A 26263-nucleotide genomic window follows, 5' to 3' on the forward strand; every position below is an offset into this window, starting at 1 on the left:
CGCAACTCGCCCTCGGGCCTATATGTGAGCGAGGGTTGGCCGGGGAGGGCGTATATGTGAGCGCGCGTCGGAACTTCAGCGGCGCGCCAGCAGCAGCTCGCGGTGTGCGGCAGTCTCCTCTTGAAGGGCGTGCACGACGGCGGCAACTGCGGGGCGGCGCATCGAGTCGGGCCGCAGGACCATCCAGTAGGGGAGTAGCTCCGCGAAATCCGAGGGGAGCAGCCGTACGAGGTCCGGGTGCCGGTCCGCCATGAAGCACGGCAGGAAGCCGATACCGGCCCCGGCGCGCGTCGCCTCGACGTGGACGAAGACATTGGTAGAGCTCAAGCCGTCGCGCATGGACGGGACCAGCCGGCGAGGGGCATCGAGGTCGTCCACTTGCAGCATGGAGTCCACGAAATAGACCAGCTGATGCCGCGTCAGCTCTTCCACGGTGCCGGGTACGCCGTGAAAAGCCAGGTACTCGCGCGAGGCATACATTCCCAGCATGTACTCGCCCAGCAACACAGCCTCGGCCCGGTGCACCTGGGGTTCGCCCACCACCACCTCGAGGTCCAGGCCGGAACGCTGCTGGAGCGCCCGGCGGGTCACGGTGATGATCTCCACCGTGAGGCCGGGATGCGATCGCCGCAAGCGCGCCACGGCCGGTGCCGCGATGTAGGCGCTGAATCCGTCGGTCGCGGTCATGCGTACGACGCCGGCAATAGGGTCCGGCGCGCGGTCGTCCGGTCCCAGCGTGCCCACCGCCGCTTCGATCCGCTCGGCCACGCCCACGGCCTCGGCTCCGAGCTCCGTGACTTCCCAGCCGCCCGCCGCCCGCGCGAGGACCCGGCCGCCGAGCGCCTTCTCGAGCGCGGCGATCCTGCGGGAAACAGTGGTGTGGTTCAATCCCAAGGCTTGGGCCGCCGTCGTGAACTTACCTGAGCGCGATACCGCGAGAAGGACCAGGAGATCGTCTGGATTCGGATTCATATCTGCAATTCTGCACACACTTAGTGCCATTTTGGTTATTGAAGCCGCAGTAATGTGCGGCAATACTCATTGGAGCATTTCGTGTTGTGGATCACAACGCGTGTCAGTGTGGACACTAAGGAGATGGACATGGCCGTAGGACAACGCTCCGCAGCCGGCGCCGCCGCGACCGGCAAAGGCGCAGGCCTCAAGAAGATCGTCGCCGCCTCGATGGTGGGCACCGTGGTGGAATGGTACGAATTCTTCCTCTACGCCACCGCCGCAACGCTGGTTTTCGGCAAGTACTTCTTCCCGCCCACCGGCAACGACCTCGACGGCATCATCCAGGCGTTCCTGACGTACGCGGTGGGCTTCGTGGCCCGGCCGCTGGGCGGCATCGTCTTCGGCCAGATCGGCGACAGGCTCGGCCGCAAACCCACCCTGCAGCTCACCATTGTGATTGTCGGCGTATCCACTTTCCTCATGGGTTGCCTCCCTGGCTTCGCCGACCTCGGCTACTGGGCGCCGGCCATGCTCGTGGCGCTCCGCTTCATCCAAGGCTTCGCACTGGGTGGCGAATGGGGTGGTGCGGTGCTGCTGGTGGCAGAACACAGCCCCAAGGAGTCCCGCGGATTTTGGTCAAGCTGGCCGCAGGCCGCGGTTCCCGTCGGCAACCTCCTCGCCACGCTGGTCCTCTTCATCATGTCCACCACCCTCAGCAGCGCAGCATTCCTCAGCTGGGGATGGCGCGTGGCGTTCTGGCTCTCCGCCGTGATTGTCTTCGTGGGCTACTACATCCGCACCCACGTGACCGAGGCCCCGATCTTCCTTGAGGCGAAGGCCCAGGTGGAGAAGGAACAAGCCGTCAGCTACGGCGTCGGCGAAGTCATCCGCAAGTACCCCAAGGGCATCCTCCAGGCCATGGGACTGAGGCTCGCGGAGAACATCATGTACTACCTCGTGGTGAGCTTCTCCATCGTGTACCTCAAGAGCGTGGACAAGTACGACACCTCCTCGTTGCTGCTCGCGCTCCTGATCGCGCACGTTGTCCACTTCGTGGTCATTCCGCAGCTGGGCCGGTTGGCTGACAACTGGGGGCGCAAGCCGGTTTACCTTATCGGTGCCATAAGCGGTGCGACCTGGCCGTTCTTCGCCTTCCCCATGTTCGACACCAAGAACCCCGTGGTAATCGTTGCCGCCGTGACCATCGGCCTCTGCCTGCATGCCTTCATGTACGCAGGGCAGCCGGCCATCATGACCGAGCTCTTCCCCACCCGGATGCGCTACTCGGGCGTCTCCCTCGGCTCGCAAGTCACCTCGATCTTCGCTGGTTCGCTGGCCCCGCTCTTGGCGACGCAGTGGCTCAAGGACACCGGTTCCTGGATGCCCACGGCGATCTACCTGGTGATCGCCTGCGCCATCACCGCCGTCGTCGTCTTGACGCTCAAGGAGACCCGCGGAGTGGCGCTGGAAGACGTTGACAAGGCCGACGCCGTTCGCCACGGCCTCCCCATGGGTGCCCGCGCATGAGCCTGGAGGGCCGCAAGGCCCTAGTCACCGGCGGGGCGAGCGGCATCGGCGCAGCATGTGCCACGGCCCTCGCCGCGCGGGGCGCGAAGGTTGTAGTGGCCGACGTCGATGCCGCCGGTGCCGCCGCGCTCGCCGACAAGCTCGGCGGCACCGCCTGGGCCGTCGACTTGCTCGACGCTGAGGCCCTGGCGGGACTCAGCCTGGATTGCGACATCCTCGTCAACAATGCCGGCATCCAGAAGGTTGCCCCCATCGAAGAATTCGAACCCGCAGACTTCCGCCGCATCCTCACCCTCATGCTCGAAGCCCCTTTCCTCCTCATCCGGGCAGCACTTCCGCACATGTACGCCAACGGATTCGGCCGGATCATCAACATCTCCTCGGTCCATGGGCTGCGGGCGTCGGCATTCAAGAGCGCGTATGTCTCGGCCAAGCACGGGCTCGAGGGGCTCAGCAAGGTGACGGCCCTCGAGGGCGGCCAGCACGGGGTCACCTCCAACTGCATCAATCCGGGATACGTGCGTACGCCCCTCGTCGAGAAGCAGATCGCCGACCAGGCACTGCTGCACGGCATCCCTGAGTCGGAAGTCCTGGCGAAGGTCATGCTGACGGAATCCGCGGTGAAACGCCTCGTCGAGCCGGAGGAAGTAGCGTCGCTGGCCGCGTGGATAGCGTCCGACGACGCCGGCATGGTCACCGGAGCCAGCTACACGATGGACGGGGGCTGGTCCGCCCGTTAACTTACCCCTCGATGTCGTAGGCTGGTGCCCACGAGGGGAGCGCATATGGGTCTCGATCCGGTCAGCCTTAAGATAGCTCTGGGCATTGTCGCTTTTACGCTCTGCCTGCTGTTTTTCGGATCGTTCCGCCGGACCCGCTCCGCGTACAGCGGGTGGTGGTGCCTCGCCCTCGTTTTCCTGCTTTCGGGGAACATGGCGTACCTGCTCGCCGGGACTCCCCAGCAGATCTGGGCGGGGCCACTCGGCAACGCTTTGCTGGTGGCCGGTGCGTTCAGCGTGTGGGCGGGCTCGCGCTCCCTGCGCTTGCTTCCGACGCCGCGATGGCAGCTCCTCGCCGGACCCGTCGCCACGGCTGTGGCCGCCACGCTGGAGAACCCGGCCACCAACGCATGGTCCGGCGGCCTGGTGTATTTGGCCATGATGTCCTTGGGCATGGGTTTGGCAACGGTTGAACTCTGGCGGTTGAAGCCCAGCGTTTCACAGGCCCATCGCTCCTTGGCGCTCGCCGCAGGAGTGCTGGCGTCGTTCTTCTTCTGCCGCGGGATCGCATATGTCGTTGAAGGACCCGACGGTCCGGATTTCGGCACCTTTCTCAGCTCGGCAACCACCAGCGTGGTCACCATCGTCCTTCTTGTCACCGTGTCCTTCAGCATGACTGCGCTGAGTAACGAGCAGCTCATCAACGGGCTCAACGAACGCGCCACCCGGGACGGCCTGACGGGGCTCCTGAACCGTACCGCCTTCATGGAGCTGGCCACCCAGGAGATCGGCAGGCTGCACTCGGCGGGATCGATCTCCACGTTGATCCTCGCCGACCTCGACCATTTCAAATCACTCAACGACAGTCATGGCCACGCTGCGGGCGACACCGCCATCCAGGCCTTCGCCGCGGCGTGTCAGGCCTCGGTCCGCCACACAGACCTTGTCGGGAGGTATGGCGGAGAGGAATTCACCATCCTGCTTCCCGGGGCCGATCTCGAGAGTGCAGAAATCATTGCTAACGAAATCAGCCGCCGTTTGGCCTCGGCAGAACCGCCGGACGGCGTCACCTTCCCCACGGTGAGCTATGGCATCGCCCCCAGCACCCTCGCCGACGCCGATGTGGCCCGCATGATCGTGGCCGCCGACAAGGCCCTGTACCAGGCCAAGTCCCTTGGGCGGAACCGCGCGGTCTGCGCAACTGCCTAGCCGCCGTCGAGCGCTGACTCACGCGGCGCTGGACCGATCCTGCAACGCTCAAATCAGTCCGTCAAAACAATCTGCTTAAACGCTTGATCAAAAGTGTGACCTCGGTTACGCTTGCAGTGATCAAACGCTTTAGCAGAAATGGACATCAACGCCGATGACTTACTCAGTCTTCTTCCAACCCACCGATGGATGGGTCGGAGACGTGATCCCGTTCCAGAAGGACGGGGAGTTTTGGCTTTTCTATCTGCACGAGGTGCGGAACGACCCGAAGCCGGGAACGTCCTGGAATCTTGTGACCACCAAGGACCTCACCCGGTTCGAGGACCATGGAGTGTCGCTTCGTCATGGCGGGGAGGACGACGCGGACTTCAATGCATACACGGGCAGCGTTGTGTGCGACGAGTCCGGAATACACCACCTGTTCTACACGGGACAGAATCCGCGGCACCCCGGCTCCGACGGGGCCCCGCTCCAACTTGTCATGCATGCCACGAGCACGGACGGAATGCTGACGTGGGTCAAGCATCCGGAGTTGACCTTCGGCGCCCCGGCCGGCTACGAATCCGGCGACTGGCGCGATCCGTTCGTCTTCAAGGACGAGGCAAGCGGTTTGTGGCGGATGCTGCTGGCCGCACGGCACGCGGACGGTCCGGACCGCCGCCGCGGAGTGATTGCCCAATGCGTCTCCCCGAACCTGATGGATTGGGAGCATACAGAGCCGTTCTGGGATCCTCGCCGGTACATCACGCACGAATGCCCCGACGTCTTCGCCTGGGGAGACTGGTGGTACCTGGTCTATTCGGAATTCTCCGAGTCCTTCACCACCCGCTACCGTATGGCGAAAAGTCCCGACGGGCCATGGATCGTGCCGGCGCGGGACAGCGTTGACGGCCGCGCCTTCTATGCCTCGAAGACGGCCGAGCGGGATGGCCGCCGGTTCTTCTTCGGCTGGATCGCCAGCAAGGAGGACAACCGCGACGACGGCGCCTGGCAGTGGGCGGGCACGATGTCCGTCCTCGAGGCCCGCCAGAACGACGACGGCACCCTCGCGTTTTCGTTTGCCGACGAGCTGGTCGAGAGCTTCTGGGACGAGATCCCGGTAACCTTCGGCAGCGCCCTTCCGGAGGCGCTGAATGCTCCCGACGGATACAGGGCCTTGGTGTCCGATGAGGTCCTCCCGCGGCAGTTCTACGCCCGGGCGGTGCTGCAGATAGAACCCGATACCACCGAATGCGGCCTGCTGCTTCGCTCAAGCCCGGACGGAGACGAGTCCTACATCATCCGCCTGGAACCGAAGCGCGGACGCATGGTGTTCGACCGATGGCCCCGTCAGATAAACGGCGACGCGCAATGGCACGTCTCGGGGGACGTTCCCTTCGAGATCGAACTCGAACGCCCCTGCGAGCTCGTCCCCGGAGAACACACCCTCGAAGTTGTCGTGGACGGGGACCTCTGCGTCGCCGTCGTCGACCGCCAGGTCGCCTTGAGCACCCGGATCTACGGGCTGCCGGACGGCCGGATCGGCGTTTTCGCCGGTGAAGGCACCATCGCTCTCACTGACCTTGAGATACGTAAGCGCACAGACAACTAAATACCCAGCGCCAGACCTCCGTTCAAATCAAAGGAGATTTCCCCCATGAAGAAGCTCATACGAACGGCCGCCGTAGCAGCGGCCGCAGCCCTCGCACTCTCCGCCTGCGGCAGTGGAGGGGCCGGCAGCGCCTCCAACGTCAACCCCACTGGAGACATCAAACCGCGGCAAATCTCGTGGCTTCTGTCCCGGCCGGCTGACGGTGCAGTCATCAACGTCATGAAGAAGGTGGCCGACGAGTACGCCCAGACCCATCCCGGCTTTTCCCTCAACCTGATCACGACCCCTGACCGGCCCTCGTACATTCAGAAGTACGAAACCCTCGCCGCCGCGAACAAGCTCCCGGAGCTGTTCGACACGGACGCCACGCCGTTTGCCCAGCAACTCGCCAAGCAAGGCAAGATGGTCGACGCCGAGAAGCTGCTCAAAGACCTCGGTGTCTACGACACTTACCGGACGAACGCGCTGAATTACCAGCGCTTCGACGACGGATCCCTGTACATGATCCCGTTCCAGTTCGAGCTCGAGTACTTTTGGTACAACAAGGCCCTTTTCCAGCAGGCTGGAGTGTCCGTGCCGAAGTCGCTCGACGATATCCCCGCGATGTGCACGGCCCTGCGCAAGGCCGGCATTACGCCCCTCGCCCTTGACGGACAGGACCAGTGGCCGCTTGAGCGCTACGTCTCCTACCAGCCCTTCCGCGACGCCGGGCCCGACTTCGTGCAGAAGCTCAAGAAGGGTGACGCGAAGTTCAGCGACGCCACTGGCCAGAAGACAGTCAACTGGATAAGCCAGCTCGGCGGGGCCGGCTGCTTCCAGGACGGCTTCTCCTCGCAGGGCTACTCTGATGCCCAGAACCTCTTCACCTCCGGCAAGGCCGCCATGTACAACATCGGCACCTGGGAACTCCCCAGCCTCGCTACCGACAAGCTGAATCCGGCGGTGCGTAAAGACGTCGACTACTTCACGCTTCCGGCCACGCCAAGTTCCGCCACGGCCGCCAACGAGTACGTGGCAACCTCAGGCATAGGCATGGCGGTCAACTCGAAGACCTTCGACCCGCTCGTGAGCGACTTCCTGAAATTCGCCCTCGCCAAGTACCCCTCGGAGTACGCGGCCACGGGTGCCCTCTCGCCGACGACGAACGTCCAGACGACGATTCCAGCCAACGCCACGCCACTGTACAAAAAGGCAGTTGACCAGGCGAAGGATCTCGGGTCGAAGCTCGCGATGCCTTGGGACACGCAGCTCGATCCGACCACCAACAGCAGGCTGCAACAAGAGCTCGTGCTCTTGGCCCAGGGCAATGTCAAGCCTGCCGAGTTCACCAGCACGATGGATAGCACCATCGCACAGAACGCTCCCAAGTTCTTCAAATAACACGCAGCGGTGGGGGGCCCAGGCCCCCCACCCGAAAGGCACTCCCATGCTTCCCAATCGATCACGACTCTCGGTCCTGGTCTTCCTGCTTCCGCCGCTGCTTCTCTACGGCGTCGCGGTGCTGTTCCCGATACTGCAATCGCTGTTCCTCAGCTTCTTCTCCTGGAACGGCATCAGTGACATGGAGTTCGTGGGCTTCGCAAACTACGTGCACATGCTCACCGGCGACGGCGTGTTCTGGCGTTCCTTCTTCAACGCCCTCGGCTACCTCGCCATCTGCCTCGTCCTCCAATTGGGCGGCGCGTTGTTCGTCGCAAGTCTCCTGACCTCGCTGCGAAGAGGCCGCGAGCTCGTCAAAACCCTGTATCTCCTGCCGGCGGTGATTTCGACGGTTGCCATCGCCTTCCTCTTTGTGAGGATCTACTCGATCGATCCGGTGGGGCTTCTCAACCAAGTCCTCGGCTGGATCGGTCTGGGCAGCCTTGAGCGCCCCTGGCTTTCGGACGTCAATACTGTCCTGGCGGCAGTTTCAGCCCCCGAAGGCTGGCGATTCACGGGGCTCTACATGCTCATCATCTACGCCGCGCTGCTTGCCGTCCCGCAGGAACTCGAAGAGGCGGCACGCCTGGACGGCGCCAACCGGTGGCAGCTGTTCACCAAGATCAGGTTCCCGCACATCCGGCCCGTGTGGATCACCACCACCATCATGGCCACGACCTACGGCCTACGTGGATTCGATATCCCTTACCTCATGACGAACGGCGGCCCCGGCCAGTCCTCGGAGCTCCTGACGACCTACATGTACAAAACCGCGTTCACCAGCACCGACTTCGGCTACGCCAGCACCATCTCGGTGTTCATCGTGGTCGAGTGCCTCGTCGCCGTCGGATTCATCTTGCTCATGCTCAAACGAAAGGCTGACGCATGACCGCGCAAACAGCCCCGGTTACCCGGCCGATCCCTGCACCGCCAAGCAGCCCGGCTCCCCGGCGTCGGCGGCGCAAGCCAAACGTCTTCCGAAGCTTGTCGAGGGTGCTGATCGTCCTCATCGTCGTCGTGCAGGTCTACCCCCTCGCCTGGCTGTTCCTCACGAGCCTGCGCAACGACCACGACTTTGCCACGGGTGATCCCTTCGCGCTGCCGAGTTCCATCAGCTTCGACAACTACGCCCGCGCTTTCCAGACCGGCAACCTCGGCCAGAACATCCTGAACAGTTTTATCGTCACGATGGGTGCCAACCTCCTGATCGTCTTGCTGGGCATGATGGCGGCGTATGCGTTGCAGGTCCTCGGATTCCGCTTCAGCAAATTCGTCCGCGGCCTCTTCCTGATCGGCATCATCGTGCCCGTGCAGATCGCGCTGGTGCCGCTGTTCATCGACTACTCGTCCGTGAACCTGCTGGACACCTACCAATCGATGATCATCCCCTTGGCGGGGTTCGCCCTCCCCATGTCGATCTACCTCTTCTCGTCATTCTTTGAATACATTCCCCGCGAGACCTATGAGGCAGCCTCCCTGGACAGCGCCGGACCGTACCGGATCTTCGGCCTGATCACCCTTCCGCTCTCCACCAACACGGTAGTGACTGTGGTCCTGGTGAACAGCATCTTCATCTGGAACGACTTCATCTTCGCGAACACGTTCGTGCTTTCCGAAGGGCTCAAGACCATCCCTCTGGGGCTGCAGAACTATATCGGCGCAATGGGCAAGGTCGACTGGACCGCGACGTTCGCCGCTGTCTGCATCACCATCACTCCTTTGCTGCTCGTGTTCCTTGTCCTCAACAAGGCGATGATCCAAGGCCTCGAGAGCGGGGCGACGAAGGGGTGAGGACGAGGCCACTGGATAGACTGTGAGGGGAGGGCCAATGACGTCTGAAAAAAGCTTGAGAGAACCCGAGGTTAACCCCTCGCATCCACCGGCGACTCCGAGGACGAGTCATCCGGTCACGATGCGGGACGTGGCGGAAGGGGCTGGAGTCTCCGTTGCTACGGTTTCCCTGGTTGTTAACAACAAGAAAGACGCCAGGATCGGCGCCGGGACCCGCAAGCGCGTCCTGGACACCATCCGCGAACTGGGATACCGCCCGAACGCCCTCGCGAAGAACCTCGTGAGCGGCAGTTCACGGTTCATTGGCCTCGTCGCTGACGCGATCGCCACGACTCCCTTCGCGGGGCAAATCATCCACGGCGCCCAGGACGAAGCTTGGAAACACGGATTCGTGCTTCTGGTCGCCAACACGGAGGGCGACGAGCCTGTCGAAAAAGACGCCATCTCGATGATGCTCGAACACAAGGTTCGCGGCATCCTGTACTCCACCTGGTTCCACCGCCCAACTGAGATCCCCGCAGCGTTGCAAGAGACAGACTTCGTACTGGTGAACTGCTTCTCCCCGGACTCCGACGCCTTGGCCGTGGTCCCGGATGAAGTCCATGGCGGACGGGAAGCCACCGACATCCTCCTCCGCAAGGGTCACCGGCGGATCGCCTTTATCAACGCCACGATTCCTGCACCCGCGAAGGACGGACGCCTCCAGGGCTACCGGGAAGCGCTCGAATCCGCGGGAATCGCATTCGATCCGCACCTCGTGTTCGACGCCTATCCTGACCAGGAAGGCGGGTACGGAGCAGTTGAGGAACTCCTCAAACGCGACGTCACGGCAGTCTTTTGCTACAACGACCGCATGGCCATGGGTCTCTACGACGGGCTGAAGCAACAGGGGTTGTCCATTCCCGATGACATGGCCGTGGTGGGTTTCGACAACCAGGAAGTCATCGCCGCCCACATGCGGCCACCGCTGTCCACCGTCGCGCTGCCGCACTACGAGCTCGGCGCCGCGGGTGTGCGCTTGCTTCTCGGCGTCGACGAACCAGCGCGGAGCCCGGTGGTTAAGCTTGAATGCCCGCCGGTGGAGCGTGATTCCGTTGGACCGATTACCCTCACGGCTCCCCGGCTGCCTTAGGGGGATTCTGCTCAGCCTCGTCAACGGCGGAATGCTCAATGTAGGACTCCACCGCCGACTCCGGAACGCGGTATGACCGCCCGAACCGCACGGCGTGGATGGCGTGCGAGTTCACGAGGCGGTAAACGGTCATTCTGGATACCCGCAGCGCCTGGGCAACCTCGGCGATTGTCATGAACCGGTTGCCTGGAATGCCGGCGGCGGACATATTCACCACGGCCTCCGCAATTGGCGGTAGTCGTAGTAGACCAGGGTGCCACCCGTTGGCACGACGGTTCTCAAGCCAATCGATGGGCCTTTGATGACGACCACCACGCCTTCCTTGGACCCGTTGAAGGGATCGTCTCCAGCCACGTAGTCTCCCACCTTAAAAGGGGAGACAGTCGATTTGGCCTGCTTGGATGCCCGCGAAAATACCTGGCAAAGTCGCAAAGCCAGCGCACGGCGGCGTTGCTTGCGCATCCGAGCAGAGTGCCTTGAGTAAGGATCGAACATCGGAATCACTCCTTTGCAGTCGCGATCTTCCAACGGTAGGCGCCGACCACACGCAACACATGAGTGCCTTGCACCCGTTATGGCACATGGGCCACTCACGTCACTTGGACCACTACTCGGACAAGCACCCCAGCGCAAGCAAGTGGTGACCCGAGTAGTCCGGGCAAAAGACGGGTAGGGGTTACGCATGCCAGGCCGGGCGAACAGTCCATACGCTCAAAGCAAATGTTCCGTCAGGTCTGGGAGGGGGAACAATGCAACGAGCGGCAAAAGCAGGAATTGTCGTTGCGGGGGTGGTGGCGGTCGGGTTGGCGGGGGCGATCACGCTCAACGCCACGCAGACATCATCAAATTCGATGGCCGGCGCCGCGCCGTCGGCCATTGTCAGTGCAGCGGCTTCTGCACCCGGTGCCACCAGGACACCGGCAACGACGCCGAGTGCCACCGCTTCAGCGCCAGCCGCCAGCGCTTCCGCCAGCGCTTCAGCGCCAGCCGCCAGCGCTTCCGCCAGCGCTGATTCAGCCAGCTCCATGCCTTCAAGTCAGGCCCCGGTCCCTGCCCCGGCGAGCAGTGCCAAGCCCGATGCCCCGGTGCCGGCCCCCGCTGCGCCAGCTCCGGCTCCCGCGGTGCCTGCTCCTGTGCAGCAGGCCCTCGACGCAGCCGGGATCCAACGCATCAAGGACAGCTGCACGGCGCGCCTGCAAAGCGATGCGGCACACTCCTCAATTGTGACCGGAACGGTGGTGCCCCGGCCATTCACTGTGGTCTCCATCGCCTTCTCCGGGAACCCCGTGCAGTCAACGGCGGCCTCCGGTCTGGCGTCGTACGACATCCTCATGAAGATCACCCTCAAGCTTGTCGATGGTCCTGCCCAGGACAGCGTGCGGGTTTGCCGGGTCTACGACTCGGACTCGCACGTGGATTGGCTTCCTGCCGGCTGAGTCCGCAGTTGCATCTGGTCCCAGCCCCTAAGACTTGGTGCCTGTAAGCGCCAAGGTTCCGCCGAGCCCGATCATCATGACCCCGCCCGTGGCACCCAGGGTGGAGATCCGCCGCGGGGAGCGGGCAAACCAGTGGCGTGCGGTGCCCGCTGCGAGGGCCCAGATACTGTCGGAGATCAGGGCGATCACCAGGAAAACACTTCCGAGTTCGGCGAGCTGAAGCGGAATACTGCCGCTCGAATATTCCACGAACTGGGGCAGCACGGCCACGAAGAACACGATCGATTTCGGGTTGCTGGCACCGACGACAAAACCCTCGCGGATGAGCCGCCACATGGACCGCGACGGTGCGGGGCCAGCCGCCGTCGAACGCCCGCCGCGGTGGCGGATCGCCTGCACCCCGAGATAGACCAGGTACGCCGCGCCACCGAACTTGATGATCGTGAAGAGCACGATCGATTGCGCCAGGACCGCACCAAGCCCGAACGCCACAGCGATGATCTGCGGAACCATGCCAAGCGCGTTTCCGAGCACACTCAGGAGTCCGCCTCTGCGGCCGAGGGCGAGGGAGCGTCCAATCACGAACAGGACGCTGGGACCGGGGATGGCGATGAGGACCAGTGCGGCCAGCGCAAACGCCAGGAGGTTGGTGAACGGAACCATGCCTGATGATAGCGCTGGCCGGCGGTGACGGTCGATGGCTAGTGGGAGCAGCCGCCGTCGGGCAGTGTCCGCTAGTGCCGCGGGGCGATCACGGGAATCGAAGCTGTTTCGTCAACGAGATCCGCACGAACGCGCCCGCCGCCGCGGACCCACAGCTTGTAGGCCAGCACCAGCAGTCCGAGCCACACGGCGCCCACGTACAAAGCCACTCGGGTGTCCTCGAAGACGCCAAGGATGACGATCACCAGGGCCATGAAGGCGATGGTCAGCACAGATGCGGCCGGCCACCATGGCGATGCGAATTCCGACGCCGGGAGTCCCTTGCGCTTGATCTCGCGCTTCATGGCGACGTGGGAGGCGAGGATCATGACCCACACCCACACTGTCGCGAAGGTGGCGATGGAGGCGATCACAAGGAACACGTCCTCGGGGATTACCGCGTTGAGCAGCACGCCCACCAGCAGGATGCCCCCCATGAGGACCACAGTCATCCAGGGAACACCGTGCCTTGAGATCTTGCCGAAGCTCTTCGGAGCATGTCCTTGCTGGGAAAGCCCGAAAAGGATGCGTCCGGCGCCGAAAATGTCGCTATTGATGGCGGACAGCGCAGAAGTGATGACCACGGCATTGAGGATGTGGGGCGCCGCGGGGATGCCGAGGCCGCTGAAGATCTGCACAAACGGGCTGCCGTTGTTCCCGATTTCATTCCAGGGGAACAAGCTCATGAGCACGCCGAGCGTCAGGACGTAGAACAGCAACACGCGCACCGGGACGGTGTTGACGGCCTGCGGAATGACCTTCTTGGGGTCGGCGGCCTCGCCTGCCGTGATGCCGATCGTTTCGATCCCGCCGAAGGCGAACATCACGACGGCGAACGAGGCCAAGAGCCCGCCGAAACCGTTCGGGAACAGGCCGCCGTGGTCAACGAGGTTCCCCAGCCCCGGTGCCGCGCCGCCATTTCCGGAGTGGAAGCCGAACACGATGATCGCAGCGCCGCCCGCAATCATGGCGATGATGGCCACGACCTTGATGAGCGAGAACCAAAACTCAAGCTCGCCGAAGACCTTCACGCTCAGGAGGTTCATGGCGCCAAGGAGGAGGATGATCGCCAGGACCCAGATCCATCGGTCCACCTGCGGGAACCAGAAGCCCATGTAGATACTGAACGCCGTCACGTCCGCGATCGCCACGATGGCCATTTCGAAGACGTAGGTCCACCCGGTGATGAACCCGGCCAGCGGTCCGAGGTAGCGGCTGGCGTACTGGCCGAACGAGCCGGAGACGGGGTGGCGGACGGCCATTTCGCCAAGGGCGCGCATCACCATGAAGACGGCGGCGCCACCGATCATGTAGGCGAAGAGAACCGACGGGCCGGCCTTTTGGATCGCAGACGCGGAACCGTAGAAGAGACCTGTCCCGATCGCCGATCCGAGGGCCATGAAGCGGATGTGGCGGACATTGAGGCCGCGGCTGAGAACGGTGGTTACCGCGCCTTCGACGACTTTGGCGGCCGGCGTTCTGACGGCTGTTGGGGCTTGCTGCATGCGAATACCTTCTCGTCATTGGGAGGGGGGCTGTTAACCAGCAGAACATTCCGGAGTGGGCTGTGATGGGTCTCACGGCACATCGTTGTCTCGGTTCTCAGACGCTTCGCTCTTGAGTGGTTGATGACCAGGCGGCTTAGGCGCAAATGTCTGGTATTCCAGACAGCTTAATGTTCTGATTGGCTTTCCGATCCACTCCATGGGGCGCACGCTTAAGTACGGGATCCCGGACACCCGCCTTGCCGCCTTGTGGCGGAAGGGGTGGGCCGGGCGTTACCGTGCACTCGAAGAGGAGCCATGTCCATACAGCCGTCCACTCAAGGCCGGGCCGCTTCCAAGGTCCCGGCCGCCGAGAACACCCTACGCATCCTGAAGTTGCTCGCTTCCCGTCGTGGCCCGATGGCAGCGTCCAACATCGCCACAGCTCTGGGCCTGCCCCGGTCCAGTGTCTATCACCTGCTTGGCGTCATGGAGGCCAATGGCTTCGTCCTGCACCTTCATGAGGAGCAGCGCTACGGGTTGGGAATCAGCGCCTTTGAACTCAGTTCCGCATACTCGCGGCAAGAGCCCCTGTCGCGGCTCGGCCGCCCCATGCTGGCCGCCCTTGTGGATGCGATCGGCGAGAGCGCGCACTTGGCCGTCCTGCACGGCCGCGATGTGCTCTACATCGTGGAGGAACGGGCCAAGAACCGCCCGTCCCTCGTGACCGACGTCGGGGTCCGGCTTCCCAGCCACCTCACCGCCAGCGGGCGAGCGATCCTGGCCGCACTGCCGAAATCGCAGGTCAGGGCCCTGTACCCGAATGCTGCCGCTTTTACGGCCCGGCACGAGATGGAATCGCCCATCATGAAGTACTCGGCCTTGTCCTCGCACTTGGACCAGGTCCGGCAGCGCGGCTACGCCACCGAACACGGCGAAGTCACCCCCGGCTTCGGCTCGGTGGCCGCAGCCGTCACCGACCATTTGGGATGGCCGACGGCGGCAGTCGCCGTGACATTCCTCGAGGACCGGGTGCCGGCTGAGGAATGGCCCGCCCTGGCCGCCCGAATCCAGAAAACAGCGGACGAACTGTCGATCCGCATCCACGGCCGCCCTTCCTAACGCGACCCCGCCCAACCGACTCGGCCCACCAACCCGGCCCCCGCCCAACTGACTCGCAGTTGTTGTCGTTTTGGGCGCTCATAACGACATCTACTGCGAGTCAGTTGAGTCTGGTATTCCGGACAGCACCCTCCATAAAGCCATTCCAAGACCCTTGCGGAGGGGCTCTACTGGATACAGAAGCACTTCCACCTAACAACTTCCAGAGACGAAGGAGTCATCATGGCACCCGCCGATTTCACTACCGGAGCCCGTCCGGTCAAGGCCGCGCGCGGCACGGAGCTGACCGCGAAGAGCTGGCAGACCGAAGCGCCGTTGCGCATGTTGATGAACAACCTGGACCCCGAGGTCGCCGAACGCCCGGATGACCTGGTCGTGTACGGCGGCACGGGCCGGGCCGCCCGGTCCTGGGCCGCGTTCGACGCGATCACCCGGACCCTGGAGACCTTGGAGAAGGACGAGACCCTCCTGGTGCAGTCCGGCAAGCCCGTCGGGGTGTTCCGCACCAACGAATGGGCGCCGCGGGTGTTGCTGGCGAACTCGAACCTCGTGGGTGACTGGGCGACGTGGCCCGAATTCCGCCGCCTCGAGGCCGAGGGACTGATGATGTACGGGCAGATGACGGCCGGGTCCTGGATATACATCGGCACCCAGGGCATCCTGCAGGGCACGTACGAGACCTTCGCCGCCGTCGGGAACAAACTCGCGGCCGCTAGGCATGACGCTGGCCGCATCCCCGCGGGAGCCTCCTCCGCGGAGGGTCCTTTGGCCGGGACCCTGACCTTGACCGGCGGGTGCGGCGGCATGGGCGGGGCCCAGCCGCTCGCCGTGACCCTGAACGACGGGGCCTGCCTGATCGTGGACGTCGACGAGTCCCGGCTGCGCCGCCGCGTGGGCAAGCGCTACCTGGACGAGGTCGAAACCGATCTGGACACCGCGATCGCCAAGGTCCAGAAGGCCAAGGACGAGCGCCGCGGCTGGTCCGTGGGCTACGTGGGCAACGCCGCCGAAGTCTTCCCCGAACTCCTGGCCCGCCACAAGGCCGGCCAGTTGACCATCGACGTCGTGACCGACCAGACCAGCGCGCACGACCCGCTGTCCTACCTGCCCGAAGGCATCACCGTGGCCGAATGGCACACCGAGGCCGAAGCCGACCCGGAAGGGTTCACGAAGAAGGCCCAGGCCTCCATGGCCAAGCATGTCCAGGCCATGGTCGAGTTCCAGGACGCCGGCGCCGAGGTCTTCGACTACGGCAACTCGATCCGCGACGAGGCCCGCAAGGGCGGCTACGACCGCGCCTTCGAATTCCCCGGCTTCGTCCCGGCCTACATCCGTCCCCTGTTCTGCGAAGGGCTGGGCCCGTTCCGCTGGGTCGCGCTCTCCGGTGACCCCGAAGACATCGCCGTGACCGACAAAGCCATCAAGGAACTCTTCCCCGAGAACACCCACCTGCACAAATGGCTCGACGCCGCCGCCGAACGCGTCGAGTTCGAAGGCCTCCCGGCCCGGATCTGCTGGCTCGGCTACGGCGAACGCGCCAAGGCGGGCCTGCTGTTCAACCAGCTCGTGAAAGAGGGCAAGGTCAAGGCCCCCATCGTGATCGGCCGGGACCACCTGGACTCCGGCTCCGTCGCCTCCCCCTACCGGGAGACCGAGTCCATGAAGGACGGCTCCGACGCGATCGCCGACTGGCCTTTGCTGAACGCCCTGACCGCAGCCTCTTCCGGCGCGACCTGGGTCTCCATCCACCACGGCGGCGGCGTGGGCATCGGCCGCTCCATCCACACCGGCCAGGTCTCCGTCGCCGACGGCACCGAACTCGCCGCGCAGAAACTCGAACGCCTCCTCACCAACGACCCCGGCATGGGCGTCATCCGCCACGCCGACGCCGGCTACGACCGCGCCATCGAAGTCGCCCACGAACGCGGCGTCCGCATCCCCATGAACGAGAAGTAGGAACTACTGTGACCATCACAACCCACGAACCGCTGACCGTTACCCTCGGCTCCAGCGGAGTCACGCCGGAGGACGTCGTCGCCGTCGCGCGCTACGACGCCAAGGTGACCATCTCCCAGGAAGCCCTGGACACGGTTGCCAAGGTCCGCGCCCACATCGACGGCCTCGCGCACAGCGAAGTTCCGGCGTACGGCGTTTCGACGGGCTTCGGTGCCCTGGCCAACCGCCACATCCCTAATGAACTCCGCACCCAGTTGCAGAAGTCGCTCATCCGCAGCCACGCCGCAGGCATGGGCCCGGCAGTGGAGCGTGAAGTGGTCCGCGGCATCATGTTCCTGCGCGCCAAGACCCTGGCCTCGGGCCGCACGGGCGTTCGTCCCGTGGTCCTGCAGACCATGGTGGACGTCCTCAACGCCGGCATTACCCCGGTAGTCCGTGAATTCGGCTCGCTGGGTTGCTCGGGCGACCTCGCCCCGTTGTCCCACTGCGCCTTGGTCCTGATGGGCGAAGGCGAAGCCACCGGCCCCGACGGCGAGCTGTACGGCGCCGCCGGAAAGAAGCCGGTTTCCGAGCTCCTCGCCGCACACGGCATCGAGCCGGTGGTCCTCGCGGAAAAGGAAGGCCTCGCGCTCGTCAACGGCACCGAGGGCATGCTCGGCATGCTCCTGATGGCCATCGCCGACCTGCACCTGCTGCTTACGACGGCGGACATCACGGCGGCGCTCAGCGTCGAGGCGCTGCTCGGGACGGACCAGGTGTTCCTGCCTGAGCTGCACGCGGCCCTGCGGCCCCACCCGGGCCAGGCTGCAAGCGCGGACAACATGCTGCGCGTGCTTTCGAACTCGCCGATCGTTGCTTCGCACCGCGTCAACGACACCAAGGTCCAGGACGCGTATTCGCTCCGCTGCGCACCCCAGGTTGCCGGCGCGGTCCGCGACACCGTGACGCACGCCGAACTCGTGGCCTCCCGCGAGTTGGCCGCAGCCATCGACAATCCCGTGGTGCTCCCGGACGGCCGCGTGTCCTCCAACGGCAACTTCCATGGCGCTCCGGTTGCCTATGTGCTGGACTTCCTGGCCATCGCAGTGGCGGACTTGTCCTCCATCGCAGAGCGCCGCACGGACCGCATGCTGGATCCGGCCCGCTCACACGGACTCCCGGCCTTCCTTGCCGACGATCCCGGCGTGGACTCGGGCCTCATGATCGCCCAGTACACCCAGGCCGGGCTCGTCTCGGACAACAAGCGCCTGGCCGTCCCGGCGTCGGTGGACTCCATCCCGAGCTCCGCCATGCAGGAAGACCACGTCTCCATGGGTTGGCACGCTGCCCGCAAGCTACGCAAGGCCATCGAGAACCTGCGCCGTGTCCTGGCTGTGGAACTCGTCACGAGCGCCCGTGCCCTCGACATCCGCACCCAATTGTCCGGTGGCGAACTCACTCCGGGGCCGGCTGGCACCGCCGTGATCGAGGTGCTGCGCGGCGTCGTCGACGGCCCCGGAACTGACCGTTTCCTCTCACCTGAGCTGGAAGCTGCGGACCGTCTTGTAGGCGCCGGCGATGTGCGATTGGCCGCCGAATCCGCCGTCGGAATTCTCGCCTGACGCCGAACAAAATACTGTTCGAGTGAACAATAGGAAGCGCCCCGGAAATGTTTGGCAATACGCGCCCCGGGGCGCTTTCTGTGTAGTAGAACTTATGGGGTACGGCATGTCCACGCCGACGATGTCGTGGGCCTGCCGGGGAATATCCGTTCACAACTGAAGTAACGAACATCCACAAAGGGGTAGAAGTTCAATGAAGGCACGCGGGACAGTCCTGTCCAGGCGAATCGCACAGTCCGCCGTCGTTTCCAACTGGGGAACGTTGAAGGTGGGGGAGCGGATCGAAGTCGTAAGGCACGCACATGTGGTCGCGGCGGGGGAGGTGCAGGAAGTCTCGGGCAGCGGCAACGTTGTGTGGCTTGAACCCGCAGGACCTGGCGCCGATGAAGCCGCCAAGCAGCTTTTCATGAAGTCCGACGGCGTGGAGTTGCGCCGGGTGTAGTGACCTGCAAGAAACCGAGTTAAAGAACCGGGGCTTGTTTCCCATTCCACGCCTTCTTTGCGTGGTCTGGAAAACAAGCCCCGGTTTTGTTGTCCGTACCTGTTACTAGGCTTCCTAGGTTTCCTAGGCGGCGAGGACCTCTCGGGTCTGGCCGAACGGGACCGACTCGTCCAAGGCAACCGTGTAGCTTCCTGGCTCCCGGCGGGTCACCAGGATCCCGCAGCGGCCGCTGTCGGCAGCGGCTTCGATGAGCGTGCTGACGGCTTCGTCAAGTCCTGCATGGACTTCGTCGACGGACGCAAAGGACAAATGGATCTCGTTGTTTTCTATTGTGGCAGTGCTCATTGGGGGCTCCTTCTGCAGGGTGCCGCAGGGGGGAGCGGCAATTCCTGCATAAAAAGATAGCAAAGTGTCATGGGATGTCTGTCATTCTGGGATCTGGATCACCGGCGGACCATAGCGCGCAAGAGCTTCAGGGCCACGGCGAGTGCCGCGATATCCACCGGACCGGGCTTGATGGCTTCCTTGATGGTGTCCTGGATACGGGCGAGTTGTTCGATGTTTCCGCGTTCCCAATTCTCGATCCTCGCTACGGGGTCGGCGGTCGCCTCCGAGGAGCGGGGAGTGTGCCGGACCACGGCCTTGGTCATGTCGGCAAGGACCAGGTACATGTCGTCGCGGAGGGCTGCCCGGGCCAAGGCCTCCCAGTGGGTGTCCCGCGGCAACAGCGTGATGTGTTCCAACAAGGGGATGGCCGAGATCCGTTCGAACACGGCGAAGTAGACCTCTGCCACGTCCTCAACAGGCTCCTGCAATTCCTCGGCAATCGCGGAAATATCCAAAAGGCCGTAGCTGACCAGGAGCTCGGATGCCCGGATGCCCAGATCGTGCGGCAGGCCGACAGAATCGGAGTGGGCAAGGCGCGTCACCGAGTGTTGCAGGTTGATCCCGTGCAGGAAGCGCGTGAAATCTAGACGCATCAGCGACATGGGCCGTTCGAGCCGCGCAAAGGCGTCCGCAATGGGCTTGTCCCGGAAATCGTGGGTGACATACCAGCGGGTGGACCGGTCGAGGAGGCGGCGCATATCCAGGGCGACGGCGCACCCATGTTCGCTGGGGATCCTTGCCGGCACCCGGGCGATGGCTTCAGTGACCGAATCGAAATCCCAGATTCGGCGCATGACCACGAATCCACGCGCCACAGCGGCCGCCGAAACCGTGGTTTCCTCCATGGCGCGGAATGCGAACGCGATGCCGCCGAGGTTGATCATGTCGTTGGCCACCACTGTGGCGACGATTTGGCGGCGCAAAGGATGCGTGGAGAGGTCCTCGCCGAACCGCTCCGAGAGTTGGCGGGGGAAATACTCGCGCAGCGTTTGCGAAAACCATGGATCGTCCGCAAGCCCGCCCTCCGTCAGTTCCCGGGCGAGCTCGATCTTGGCATAGGCCGCCAGCACGGCCAGTTCGGGCGAGGTGAGTCCAACTCCGGTCCCTACGCGAGCCTGGATTTCCTCGGTAGCCGGCAGGCATTCGAGCTGCCGGTCCAGGTCCGTGGCTGATTCGAGCCAGTCCATGGTCCGTTCGAAGCTCGGGCTCCACTCAAGGACCAGTTGCTTGTCATTGAGGAGGAGGACGTTTTGGTCAACGTTGGTTTTCAAGACGAGCCGCCCCACCTCGTCCTGGAGTGAGTGGAGGAATCTCGTCCTTTCGTTCGGGGACATCTTCCCCGCGGCGATCATCCGGTCCAGGAAGATCTTGATATTCACCTCGTGGTCCGAGCAGTCCACGCCGGCGGAGTTGTCGATGGCATCGGTGTTCACGAGGATTCCGGCCAGGGCGGCCTCGATCCTGCCGCGTTGGGTGACGCCGAGGTTGCCGCCCTCAGCGATGATCCGGGTACGCAGTTGGACGGCGTCCACCCGGATAGCATCGTTTGACTTGTCTCCGACGTCGGCATGCGTCTCGGCGGAGGCCTTGACGTAGGTGCCGATTCCGCCGTTGTACAGCAGATCGACGGGGGCCGTGAGGACGGCCCTGAGCAGCTCAGGCGGGCTCATCGCCGTCGTGCCCTCATCCAATCCCAAGGCGAGGCGGACCGGTTCGGTGATGCTGATTGACTTCTCGGCCCGGGAGAACACTCCTCCGCCCGGACTGAGCTTCGCGGGGTTGTAGTCGGCCCAGGACGAGCGGGGGAGCTTGAAGAGCTGTTTCCGCTCGGCGAAGGACGTGACTGGGTCCGGGGTGGGATCCAGGAAGATGTGCCGGTGATCGAATGCTGCCACCAGCTTGATGTGGTTCGAGAGCAGCATGCCGTTGCCGAACACGTCGCCGCTCATGTCGCCGATGCCCACCACGGTGAAATCCTCGGTCCGGGAGTCGATGAGCAGTTCGCTGAAATGGTGCCGCACAGACTCCCAGGCGCCGCGGGCCGTGATGCCCATCTGCTTGTGGTCATAACCCACTGAACCGCCGGACGCGAACGCATCGCCCAGCCAGAATCCGTACTCCGCCGCGAGGTCGTTGGCAATGTCGGAGAACGTGGCCGTGCCCTTGTCGGCAGCCACCACGAGGTAGTAGTCGTTGCCGTCGTGCCTCACCACGCGGGCCGGCGGGACAACCCGTTCGGCAACCAGGTTGTCCGTGATGTCCAGCAGTCCGCGAACGAAGATCCGGTAGCTTTCCTGGCCTTCGGCCAGCCAGGCCGCACGGTCTTCGGCCGGGTCCGGGAGCTGTTTGGGATAGAAGCCGCCCTTGGCTCCGGTGGGAACAATGACGGCATTTTTCGCCGTCTGGGCTTTCACGAGCCCCAGGACTTCCGTGCGGAAGTCCTCGCGGCGGTCGGACCAGCGCAAGCCGCCGCGGGCAATCGGGCCGAAACGCAAATGGACGCCTTCCACCCGCGGCGAGTAGACCCAGATTTCGAACTGCGGCCGGGGTGCCGGTGCGGCGGGAATGGAAGAGGGATTGAGCTTGAAACTCAAATACGGCTTGTTCAGGTAGAAGTTGGTGCGCAGGGTGGCCTCCACCAAGCTCGCCAGGGAACGCAAAAGGCGGTCGGCGTCGAGGACCGGTACGGCGTCGATCGCTTCCGCCAGTTCCTTGCGCGCGGCGTTGGTGGCTTGCGTCCGCGAGCTGTACTTGCCGCGGTCCGTTTCGAACAGATCGCTTCCAGCTGGAATCTGCTCAGCGGGCGTTGGTTCGGGCGTCGGCGCACGCAGTTCAGGATCGAACAGATCGGGTTCGAACCGGTCCGGATCGAACTTCGCCTCGAAGAGCGAAAGCAAAGCGCGGGTTGCACGCGCATTCTCACGAAGGGTATCCGCGATGAACCCGTACGAATTGGTGCTCCCCAGCTGCCGAAGGTACTTCGCATATGCCCGCAGGATGGCTGTCCGCCGCCAGTCGATCCCCTCCCGGATGACGAGGGCATCGAAGGCGTCGGACTCCGCATCTCCCCGCATCGCGGCACAGAACGAAGCGGCCAGGAGCTCGCCGGTTCCCACGGGATCAACACCGCGCGGATAGACGAGGCCGAGGTCGTAAAGGAAGAAGGACCGCCCATCGGCACGCTGCACATCGAAGGGCCGCTGGTCCAGGACGCGCAAGCCCAGGTTGTGGAAGAACGGCAAAATCTGGCTCAGGCTTTGCGGGCGGGTCAAATAGAGCCGAATCCGCGCATCCTCGGCGAGGACGGCAGTTCCCGGGCGCTTGTAGACGGCGAGCAGCGGGTCCGCGGTGTCGCCGTCGGGCAGGTCCGCTTCCGGGGGTGCGAAACTCTCGAACCGGACGATGTCCTGAACGGCGTCTTCCACCTCGTAATCGGCCTTGTAGCTGGCCGGAAAGGCGGCAGCCCATTGCCGGGACAGCCGGGCCGCCTCGTTCGCGGGGAACCTTGCCCGCAAGGCTTCGTCCAGGCCTTCAGCCCAGGACCGCGTCGCGGCGATAATCCGCTGCTCCAGTACGGCAGGGTCGACGACGGCGGGTGCCGCCTCGCGTGGCAACAGGACCCGGAAGAACACGCGGGCCATGGCGGATTCGCCCAGGCGGAGCTCGAACTCGATGGCCCCGGAGCCGAAGGCCTCGCGAAGTTCGCGTTCAATGTTGAGCCGGACGGCCGTGCTGTAGCGTTGCCGCGGCAGGAAGACCAAAGCCGTCATGAAGCGGTTATGCGAGTCCGGACGAAGGAACAACCGAGTGCTGTGCCGTTCTTGGAGACGCATAATGTCCCGCGCGTGCTCCGCCAACTGCCTGGCGTCGATGTGGAAGAGCTCGTCGCGCGGATAGGCCTCCACCACGGCCAGGAGTTCCTTGCCACGGTGTGACGCGGGCGGGTAGCCGAACGTCCGCAGTACCTCGTCCACAGTGACCCGGATGACGGGAATCTGGAGTGCCGAACGGGACGCCGAGCTGGGAGCGAAAAGGCCGACGAAGGTGTGCTCGCCGATCTTGTCAGCCCCGGCCAGGGTAATTTCGTCGAGGTAGGCACGCCGGAGGACCGTCGAGCGGAGCGTCGACTTGGTGAGCGTGAGGAAGGGCTTTTCGGACGGCCCACCCTCGGACGCGTCGACCGCCACATTCCGGAGCAGTCCGAGATCCCTCCCGCCACGGTAGCCGAGGAACACGAAATTCCCGTCGTCCAGCCAGCGCAGCAACTCCTGGACCTCCTCGCCGCCGGACAAGCCCTCCAAGCCCCTGATCTCGTCGGCAAGCTCCTGGCGGATGGCAGCAGCGTCTTCCGCCGCAGCCCGGACATCGCCAAGGACGTTTCGCAGCCGTTCAACGAGGTGTTCGGCACTGGTTTCGTCTGGAAGCCTGGAAATCTCGACGGCGATCCACGCCTCCGTGAGCGGCCCGCCGTCGTCGTGGTCCATTGGGGTGACCGGGGCGGAAGGCTCGACGCCGGACGGCAGTCCGGTCCGCAGGGGGCCGCGGCGCACGTCGGTCAGGCGATGGGTGGCTGGATCCCGGGTGACCGTAAAAGTGGAGTGGACCAGGAGCCGGATGGAGGCGTTATCCCTGGCGATTTCCGCGGTGACCGACGGCACGAGGTAGGGCATGTCCTCAGTGACGATCGCTACGAGGCTCGCATCGGCCTCGTTCAGGATGCCGATCACCGCTTGCCCGGGAACTCGCCGTTCCGCCAATGAGCGGTGGTACCGCGCACGCTCCACGAGTGTGTCCGTGGTGTAGTTGCGGACATCATCATCGGCCACGTGCTCGTAGTAGTCGGTGAGGAATCGATCCGGGGCGCCGGGGGAAGTGCTTCCCAAGGCGTGATCCGCGGGCTCGATCCTGGGTGACATGTCGCTGCACCTCCGCCGCGCAAGGAGCGGCCGTGCTGTAGCGGTCGGCGAAGTCCTGCGCCTGATTTCATGATGGCTGGCGCGGGGCGGGGCGTAAACCCCTGGAATGCGCCGCGAGATGGCACTTCGCGGCAGTATTGCCGTGATGTGCCATCCCGCGGGTGGTGATGATGTGCCTAGCGCTTGACGGCGTCCAGCTTGAGCATCTTGGCGATGACCCCGTCGAGCTCGGAATCGTCGAAGATCTTCTTCCAGTCGTCCTTGATGATGGTGTCCTTGCCGTACTGGATGGCGATTTCGCAGGCCTCGGAAAACGGGTTGGAGCCGCGCAGGGCGTTGGTCAGGGCGATCTGCACGTGGCCGAACAGCATGGCCTTGGCTGCTTCTTCGGGGACGCCCGCGGTGTGCACGGTTTCGTGGAGGGCTTCGTTGAGCAGGGTGCCGATCATGCAGGCCACGGTTTCCACGAGGGTGGGTTCGAGGATGGCGAGCTGCTTCACGGTGACCCAGTGGACGTCGATGACGGGGGCGTAGATGGTGCGGATGGTCGCCTCGGCTGCGTCGCGGGTCGCGGACGGTGCGTCCTCGTCGATCGCGGCCACGACGTTCTGCGGGGCGCCCTGGCCGCCGAAGGTGTCGGCCCATTCTTCCTTGGTGGTCCGCTCGAGGAACACCGAGGGGTGGCACGGGTGGGCGACGGCCGGACACGGTGGAAGGACGCTTCCGCCTGGAACTCCCCGGCCGCCAGTTCATCGCCGTCAGGCTCCGCGCCGTCGGCTGAGCCCCAACTGACTCGCATTTGTTGTCGTTTTGAGTGCCCAAAACGACAACAAATGCGAGCTAGTTGGGTGGGCGCGGCACCTGGGACGCGGCCCTACGCCAGCAGCGTGTTCACCAAACGCGCGGCCACCTTGGCGGTCCGGGAGTCGATATCGAACTCGGGGTTGAGCTCGGCAACGTCCAAATGAAGGAGTTTCCCGCTCGCGGCAAGTTGCTTGCACACAGCGATGATGACGGGCAGCGGCACGCCATACGCTGCGGGGGCGCTCACTCCGGGAGCCACCGACGCCGGCAGCACGTCCAGGTCAATCGTCAGGTAGAGCACGTCCACGGTGTCCAGGAACCGCCCCACGAATTCCTGCACGGCCTCCGCGGAGCAGTCTTCGTCCAGCAGGTACTTCACGCCGAGGCGGTCCGCCGTGTTGAAGAGAGTGCGCGTGTTGTTGGGCTCGGAGATTCCGACGACGGCGTAGTTCAGTTCGCGGCCCTCGGCGGCTTCCGCCCGGGCCATCTGAAGGAACGGCGTGCCCGAGCTTGGCACCGGCTCGTCCCGCAAGTCGAAATGCGCGTCCAGGTTCAGGACGCCGAGGCGCTTACCGCTTGCCACAGCCTCCGAGCCGGCCACGCCCAGGTAGCTCGCGAAGGCGGTTTCGTGGCCGCCGCCGAGCAGCACGGTGAGTGTGCCGGCGTCGAGCAATTCCGAAATCACGCGGCCCGCGCGCTCCTGGCCCGCCTCCAACGAGCCGTCCTCGACGACGACGTCGCCGGCGTCGAACACGTCCCGGTCCAGATGGAAAGCCAGAGGGCCCAAGGCTTGGCGGATAGCTCCCGGCGCGGCCGCCGCGCCAATACGGCCCTTGTTGCGCCGCACGCCTTCGTCACTGCGGAAGCCCACGACGACGGCGGGCCGGGAGCCCGCTTCCGTCCCGCCGGGGGCGGCTACATCGGAAGTGTGGGGCGCCACGGCTTGCCACCAGCGGCGGTGCTCATCGCCGTCGCCGTCGAAGCGGCCGGTCCACGGCGTCGGGCGGACATCGGCAACAGCGGGGGAAATCTCCATGATTCAAGCTCAACGCATGACGGCACCGAAAAGTA

22 protein-coding genes and 1 pseudogene are annotated in these 26263 nt (G+C 64.4%); 13 read left to right on the plus strand and 10 right to left on the minus strand.

Annotation, left to right across the window (positions count from 1 at the left end):
- Nucleotides 1–75 precede the first annotated feature (75 nt).
- Nucleotides 76–972 (minus strand): LysR family transcriptional regulator, encoded by an 897-nt coding sequence (locus tag ACSKT0_RS01230; protein WP_437772152.1) that lies wholly within the window; start codon nucleotides 970–972, stop codon nucleotides 76–78.
- A gap of 129 nt (nucleotides 973–1101) precedes the next feature.
- Between ACSKT0_RS01230 and ACSKT0_RS01235 the strand changes: the two genes are divergently transcribed.
- The 8 genes from ACSKT0_RS01235 to ACSKT0_RS01270 all read left to right on the plus strand — a co-directional run bounded on the left by ACSKT0_RS01235 (nucleotide 1102) and on the right by ACSKT0_RS01270 (nucleotide 10342).
- Entirely contained in the window at nucleotides 1102–2481 is a 1380-nt protein-coding gene (locus ACSKT0_RS01235) for an MFS transporter (protein ID WP_437772153.1), read from the plus strand.
- Nucleotides 2478–3221, plus strand: a complete 744-nt coding sequence (locus ACSKT0_RS01240) for a 3-hydroxybutyrate dehydrogenase (RefSeq protein ID WP_437772154.1) — start codon at nucleotides 2478–2480, stop codon at nucleotides 3219–3221. The genes ACSKT0_RS01235 and ACSKT0_RS01240 overlap by 4 nt, the downstream gene beginning before the upstream one ends.
- A gap of 45 nt (nucleotides 3222–3266) precedes the next feature.
- A complete protein-coding gene (locus ACSKT0_RS01245; protein ID WP_437772155.1) occupies nucleotides 3267–4409 on the plus strand; it encodes a diguanylate cyclase in 1143 nt (380 codons plus the stop codon).
- 154 nt (nucleotides 4410–4563) lie between these two features.
- Complete coding sequence (locus tag ACSKT0_RS01250; protein ID WP_437772156.1) at nucleotides 4564–6000, plus strand: GH32 C-terminal domain-containing protein; 1437 nt, start codon at nucleotides 4564–4566, stop codon at nucleotides 5998–6000.
- A 45-nt stretch (nucleotides 6001–6045) separates the two neighbouring features.
- Nucleotides 6046–7380, plus strand: coding sequence for an ABC transporter substrate-binding protein (locus tag ACSKT0_RS01255; protein ID WP_437772157.1), 1335 nt, complete (start codon nucleotides 6046–6048; stop codon nucleotides 7378–7380).
- 46 nt (nucleotides 7381–7426) lie between these two features.
- Nucleotides 7427–8308 (plus strand): carbohydrate ABC transporter permease, encoded by an 882-nt coding sequence (locus tag ACSKT0_RS01260; RefSeq protein ID WP_059388447.1) that lies wholly within the window; start codon nucleotides 7427–7429, stop codon nucleotides 8306–8308.
- Nucleotides 8305–9210: a carbohydrate ABC transporter permease gene (locus ACSKT0_RS01265; protein WP_437772158.1), complete on the plus strand. Its 906-nt coding sequence runs from the start codon at nucleotides 8305–8307 to the stop codon at nucleotides 9208–9210. The genes ACSKT0_RS01260 and ACSKT0_RS01265 overlap by 4 nt, the downstream gene beginning before the upstream one ends.
- A gap of 121 nt (nucleotides 9211–9331) precedes the next feature.
- On the plus strand, nucleotides 9332–10342 hold the full coding sequence (locus ACSKT0_RS01270) for a LacI family DNA-binding transcriptional regulator (RefSeq protein WP_437772159.1): 1011 nt from the start codon (nucleotides 9332–9334) through the stop codon (nucleotides 10340–10342).
- On the opposite strand, the gene ACSKT0_RS01275 is transcribed toward ACSKT0_RS01270, so the two are convergent.
- From ACSKT0_RS01275 to ACSKT0_RS01285, 3 genes are all read right to left on the minus strand, one after another.
- On the minus strand, nucleotides 10320–10550 hold the full coding sequence (locus tag ACSKT0_RS01275; RefSeq protein ID WP_437773941.1) for a helix-turn-helix domain-containing protein: 231 nt from the start codon (nucleotides 10548–10550) through the stop codon (nucleotides 10320–10322). The two genes, ACSKT0_RS01270 and ACSKT0_RS01275, sit on opposite strands and share 23 nt — an antisense overlap.
- Before the next feature lie 2 nt (nucleotides 10551–10552).
- Nucleotides 10553–10804 carry a hypothetical protein gene (locus ACSKT0_RS01280; protein WP_437772160.1) on the minus strand — a complete coding sequence of 84 codons (252 nt, stop codon included), beginning with the start codon at nucleotides 10802–10804 and terminating at the stop codon, nucleotides 10553–10555.
- A 214-nt stretch (nucleotides 10805–11018) separates the two neighbouring features.
- Entirely contained in the window at nucleotides 11019–11369 is a 351-nt protein-coding gene (locus ACSKT0_RS01285) for a hypothetical protein (RefSeq protein ID WP_437772161.1), read from the minus strand.
- On the opposite strand from ACSKT0_RS01285, the gene ACSKT0_RS01290 reads away from it, so the two are divergent.
- A complete protein-coding gene (locus tag ACSKT0_RS01290; RefSeq protein WP_437772162.1) occupies nucleotides 11368–11778 on the plus strand; it encodes a hypothetical protein in 411 nt (136 codons plus the stop codon). The genes ACSKT0_RS01285 and ACSKT0_RS01290 overlap by 2 nt on opposite strands.
- 27 nt (nucleotides 11779–11805) lie before the next feature.
- Here the strand turns inward: ACSKT0_RS01290 and ACSKT0_RS01295 are convergent, their stop codons facing one another.
- Both ACSKT0_RS01295 and ACSKT0_RS01300 read right to left on the minus strand, forming a co-directional pair.
- Nucleotides 11806–12441 carry a LysE family translocator gene (locus tag ACSKT0_RS01295; protein ID WP_437772163.1) on the minus strand — a complete coding sequence of 212 codons (636 nt, stop codon included), beginning with the start codon at nucleotides 12439–12441 and terminating at the stop codon, nucleotides 11806–11808.
- Nucleotides 12442–12512: 71 nt separating this feature from the next.
- Nucleotides 12513–13985: an amino acid permease gene (locus ACSKT0_RS01300; protein WP_437772164.1), complete on the minus strand. Its 1473-nt coding sequence runs from the start codon at nucleotides 13983–13985 to the stop codon at nucleotides 12513–12515.
- A gap of 297 nt (nucleotides 13986–14282) precedes the next feature.
- Between ACSKT0_RS01300 and ACSKT0_RS01305 the strand changes: the two genes are divergently transcribed.
- The 4 genes from ACSKT0_RS01305 (at nucleotide 14283) to ACSKT0_RS01320 (ending at nucleotide 19085) form a co-directional block, all read left to right on the plus strand.
- Nucleotides 14283–15086 carry an IclR family transcriptional regulator gene (locus ACSKT0_RS01305; RefSeq protein WP_437772165.1) on the plus strand — a complete coding sequence of 268 codons (804 nt, stop codon included), beginning with the start codon at nucleotides 14283–14285 and terminating at the stop codon, nucleotides 15084–15086.
- Nucleotides 15087–15308: 222 nt separating this feature from the next.
- The gene (locus ACSKT0_RS01310; protein WP_437772166.1) at nucleotides 15309–17042 is read left to right on the plus strand and encodes a urocanate hydratase; all 1734 of its coding nucleotides are present in this window, start codon (nucleotides 15309–15311) and stop codon (nucleotides 17040–17042) included.
- An 8-nt stretch (nucleotides 17043–17050) separates the two neighbouring features.
- The gene (gene hutH, locus ACSKT0_RS01315) at nucleotides 17051–18643 is read left to right on the plus strand and encodes a histidine ammonia-lyase (protein ID WP_437772167.1); all 1593 of its coding nucleotides are present in this window, start codon (nucleotides 17051–17053) and stop codon (nucleotides 18641–18643) included.
- A 193-nt stretch (nucleotides 18644–18836) separates the two neighbouring features.
- On the plus strand, nucleotides 18837–19085 hold the full coding sequence (locus tag ACSKT0_RS01320; protein ID WP_059388455.1) for a hypothetical protein: 249 nt from the start codon (nucleotides 18837–18839) through the stop codon (nucleotides 19083–19085).
- Nucleotides 19086–19208: 123 nt separating this feature from the next.
- Here the strand turns inward: ACSKT0_RS01320 and ACSKT0_RS01325 are convergent, their stop codons facing one another.
- The 4 genes and pseudogenes from ACSKT0_RS01325 to hutG form a co-directional block, all read right to left on the minus strand.
- Entirely contained in the window at nucleotides 19209–19430 is a 222-nt protein-coding gene (locus ACSKT0_RS01325) for a hypothetical protein (RefSeq protein ID WP_437772168.1), read from the minus strand.
- A 98-nt stretch (nucleotides 19431–19528) separates the two neighbouring features.
- Entirely contained in the window at nucleotides 19529–24388 is a 4860-nt protein-coding gene (locus tag ACSKT0_RS01330) for an NAD-glutamate dehydrogenase (protein WP_437772169.1), read from the minus strand.
- A gap of 176 nt (nucleotides 24389–24564) precedes the next feature.
- A pseudogene (locus ACSKT0_RS01335) lies at nucleotides 24565–25089 on the minus strand (phosphogluconate dehydrogenase C-terminal domain-containing protein); the annotation flags it as partial.
- A gap of 173 nt (nucleotides 25090–25262) precedes the next feature.
- Complete coding sequence (hutG, locus tag ACSKT0_RS01340; protein ID WP_437772170.1) at nucleotides 25263–26228, minus strand: formimidoylglutamase; 966 nt, start codon at nucleotides 26226–26228, stop codon at nucleotides 25263–25265.
- Between the last annotated feature and the right edge of the window lie 35 nt (nucleotides 26229–26263).

Origin of the sequence: Arthrobacter sp. KNU40 (genome assembly GCF_051515115.1) — a bacterium.
Lineage (GTDB): Bacteria > Actinomycetota > Actinomycetes > Actinomycetales > Micrococcaceae > Arthrobacter.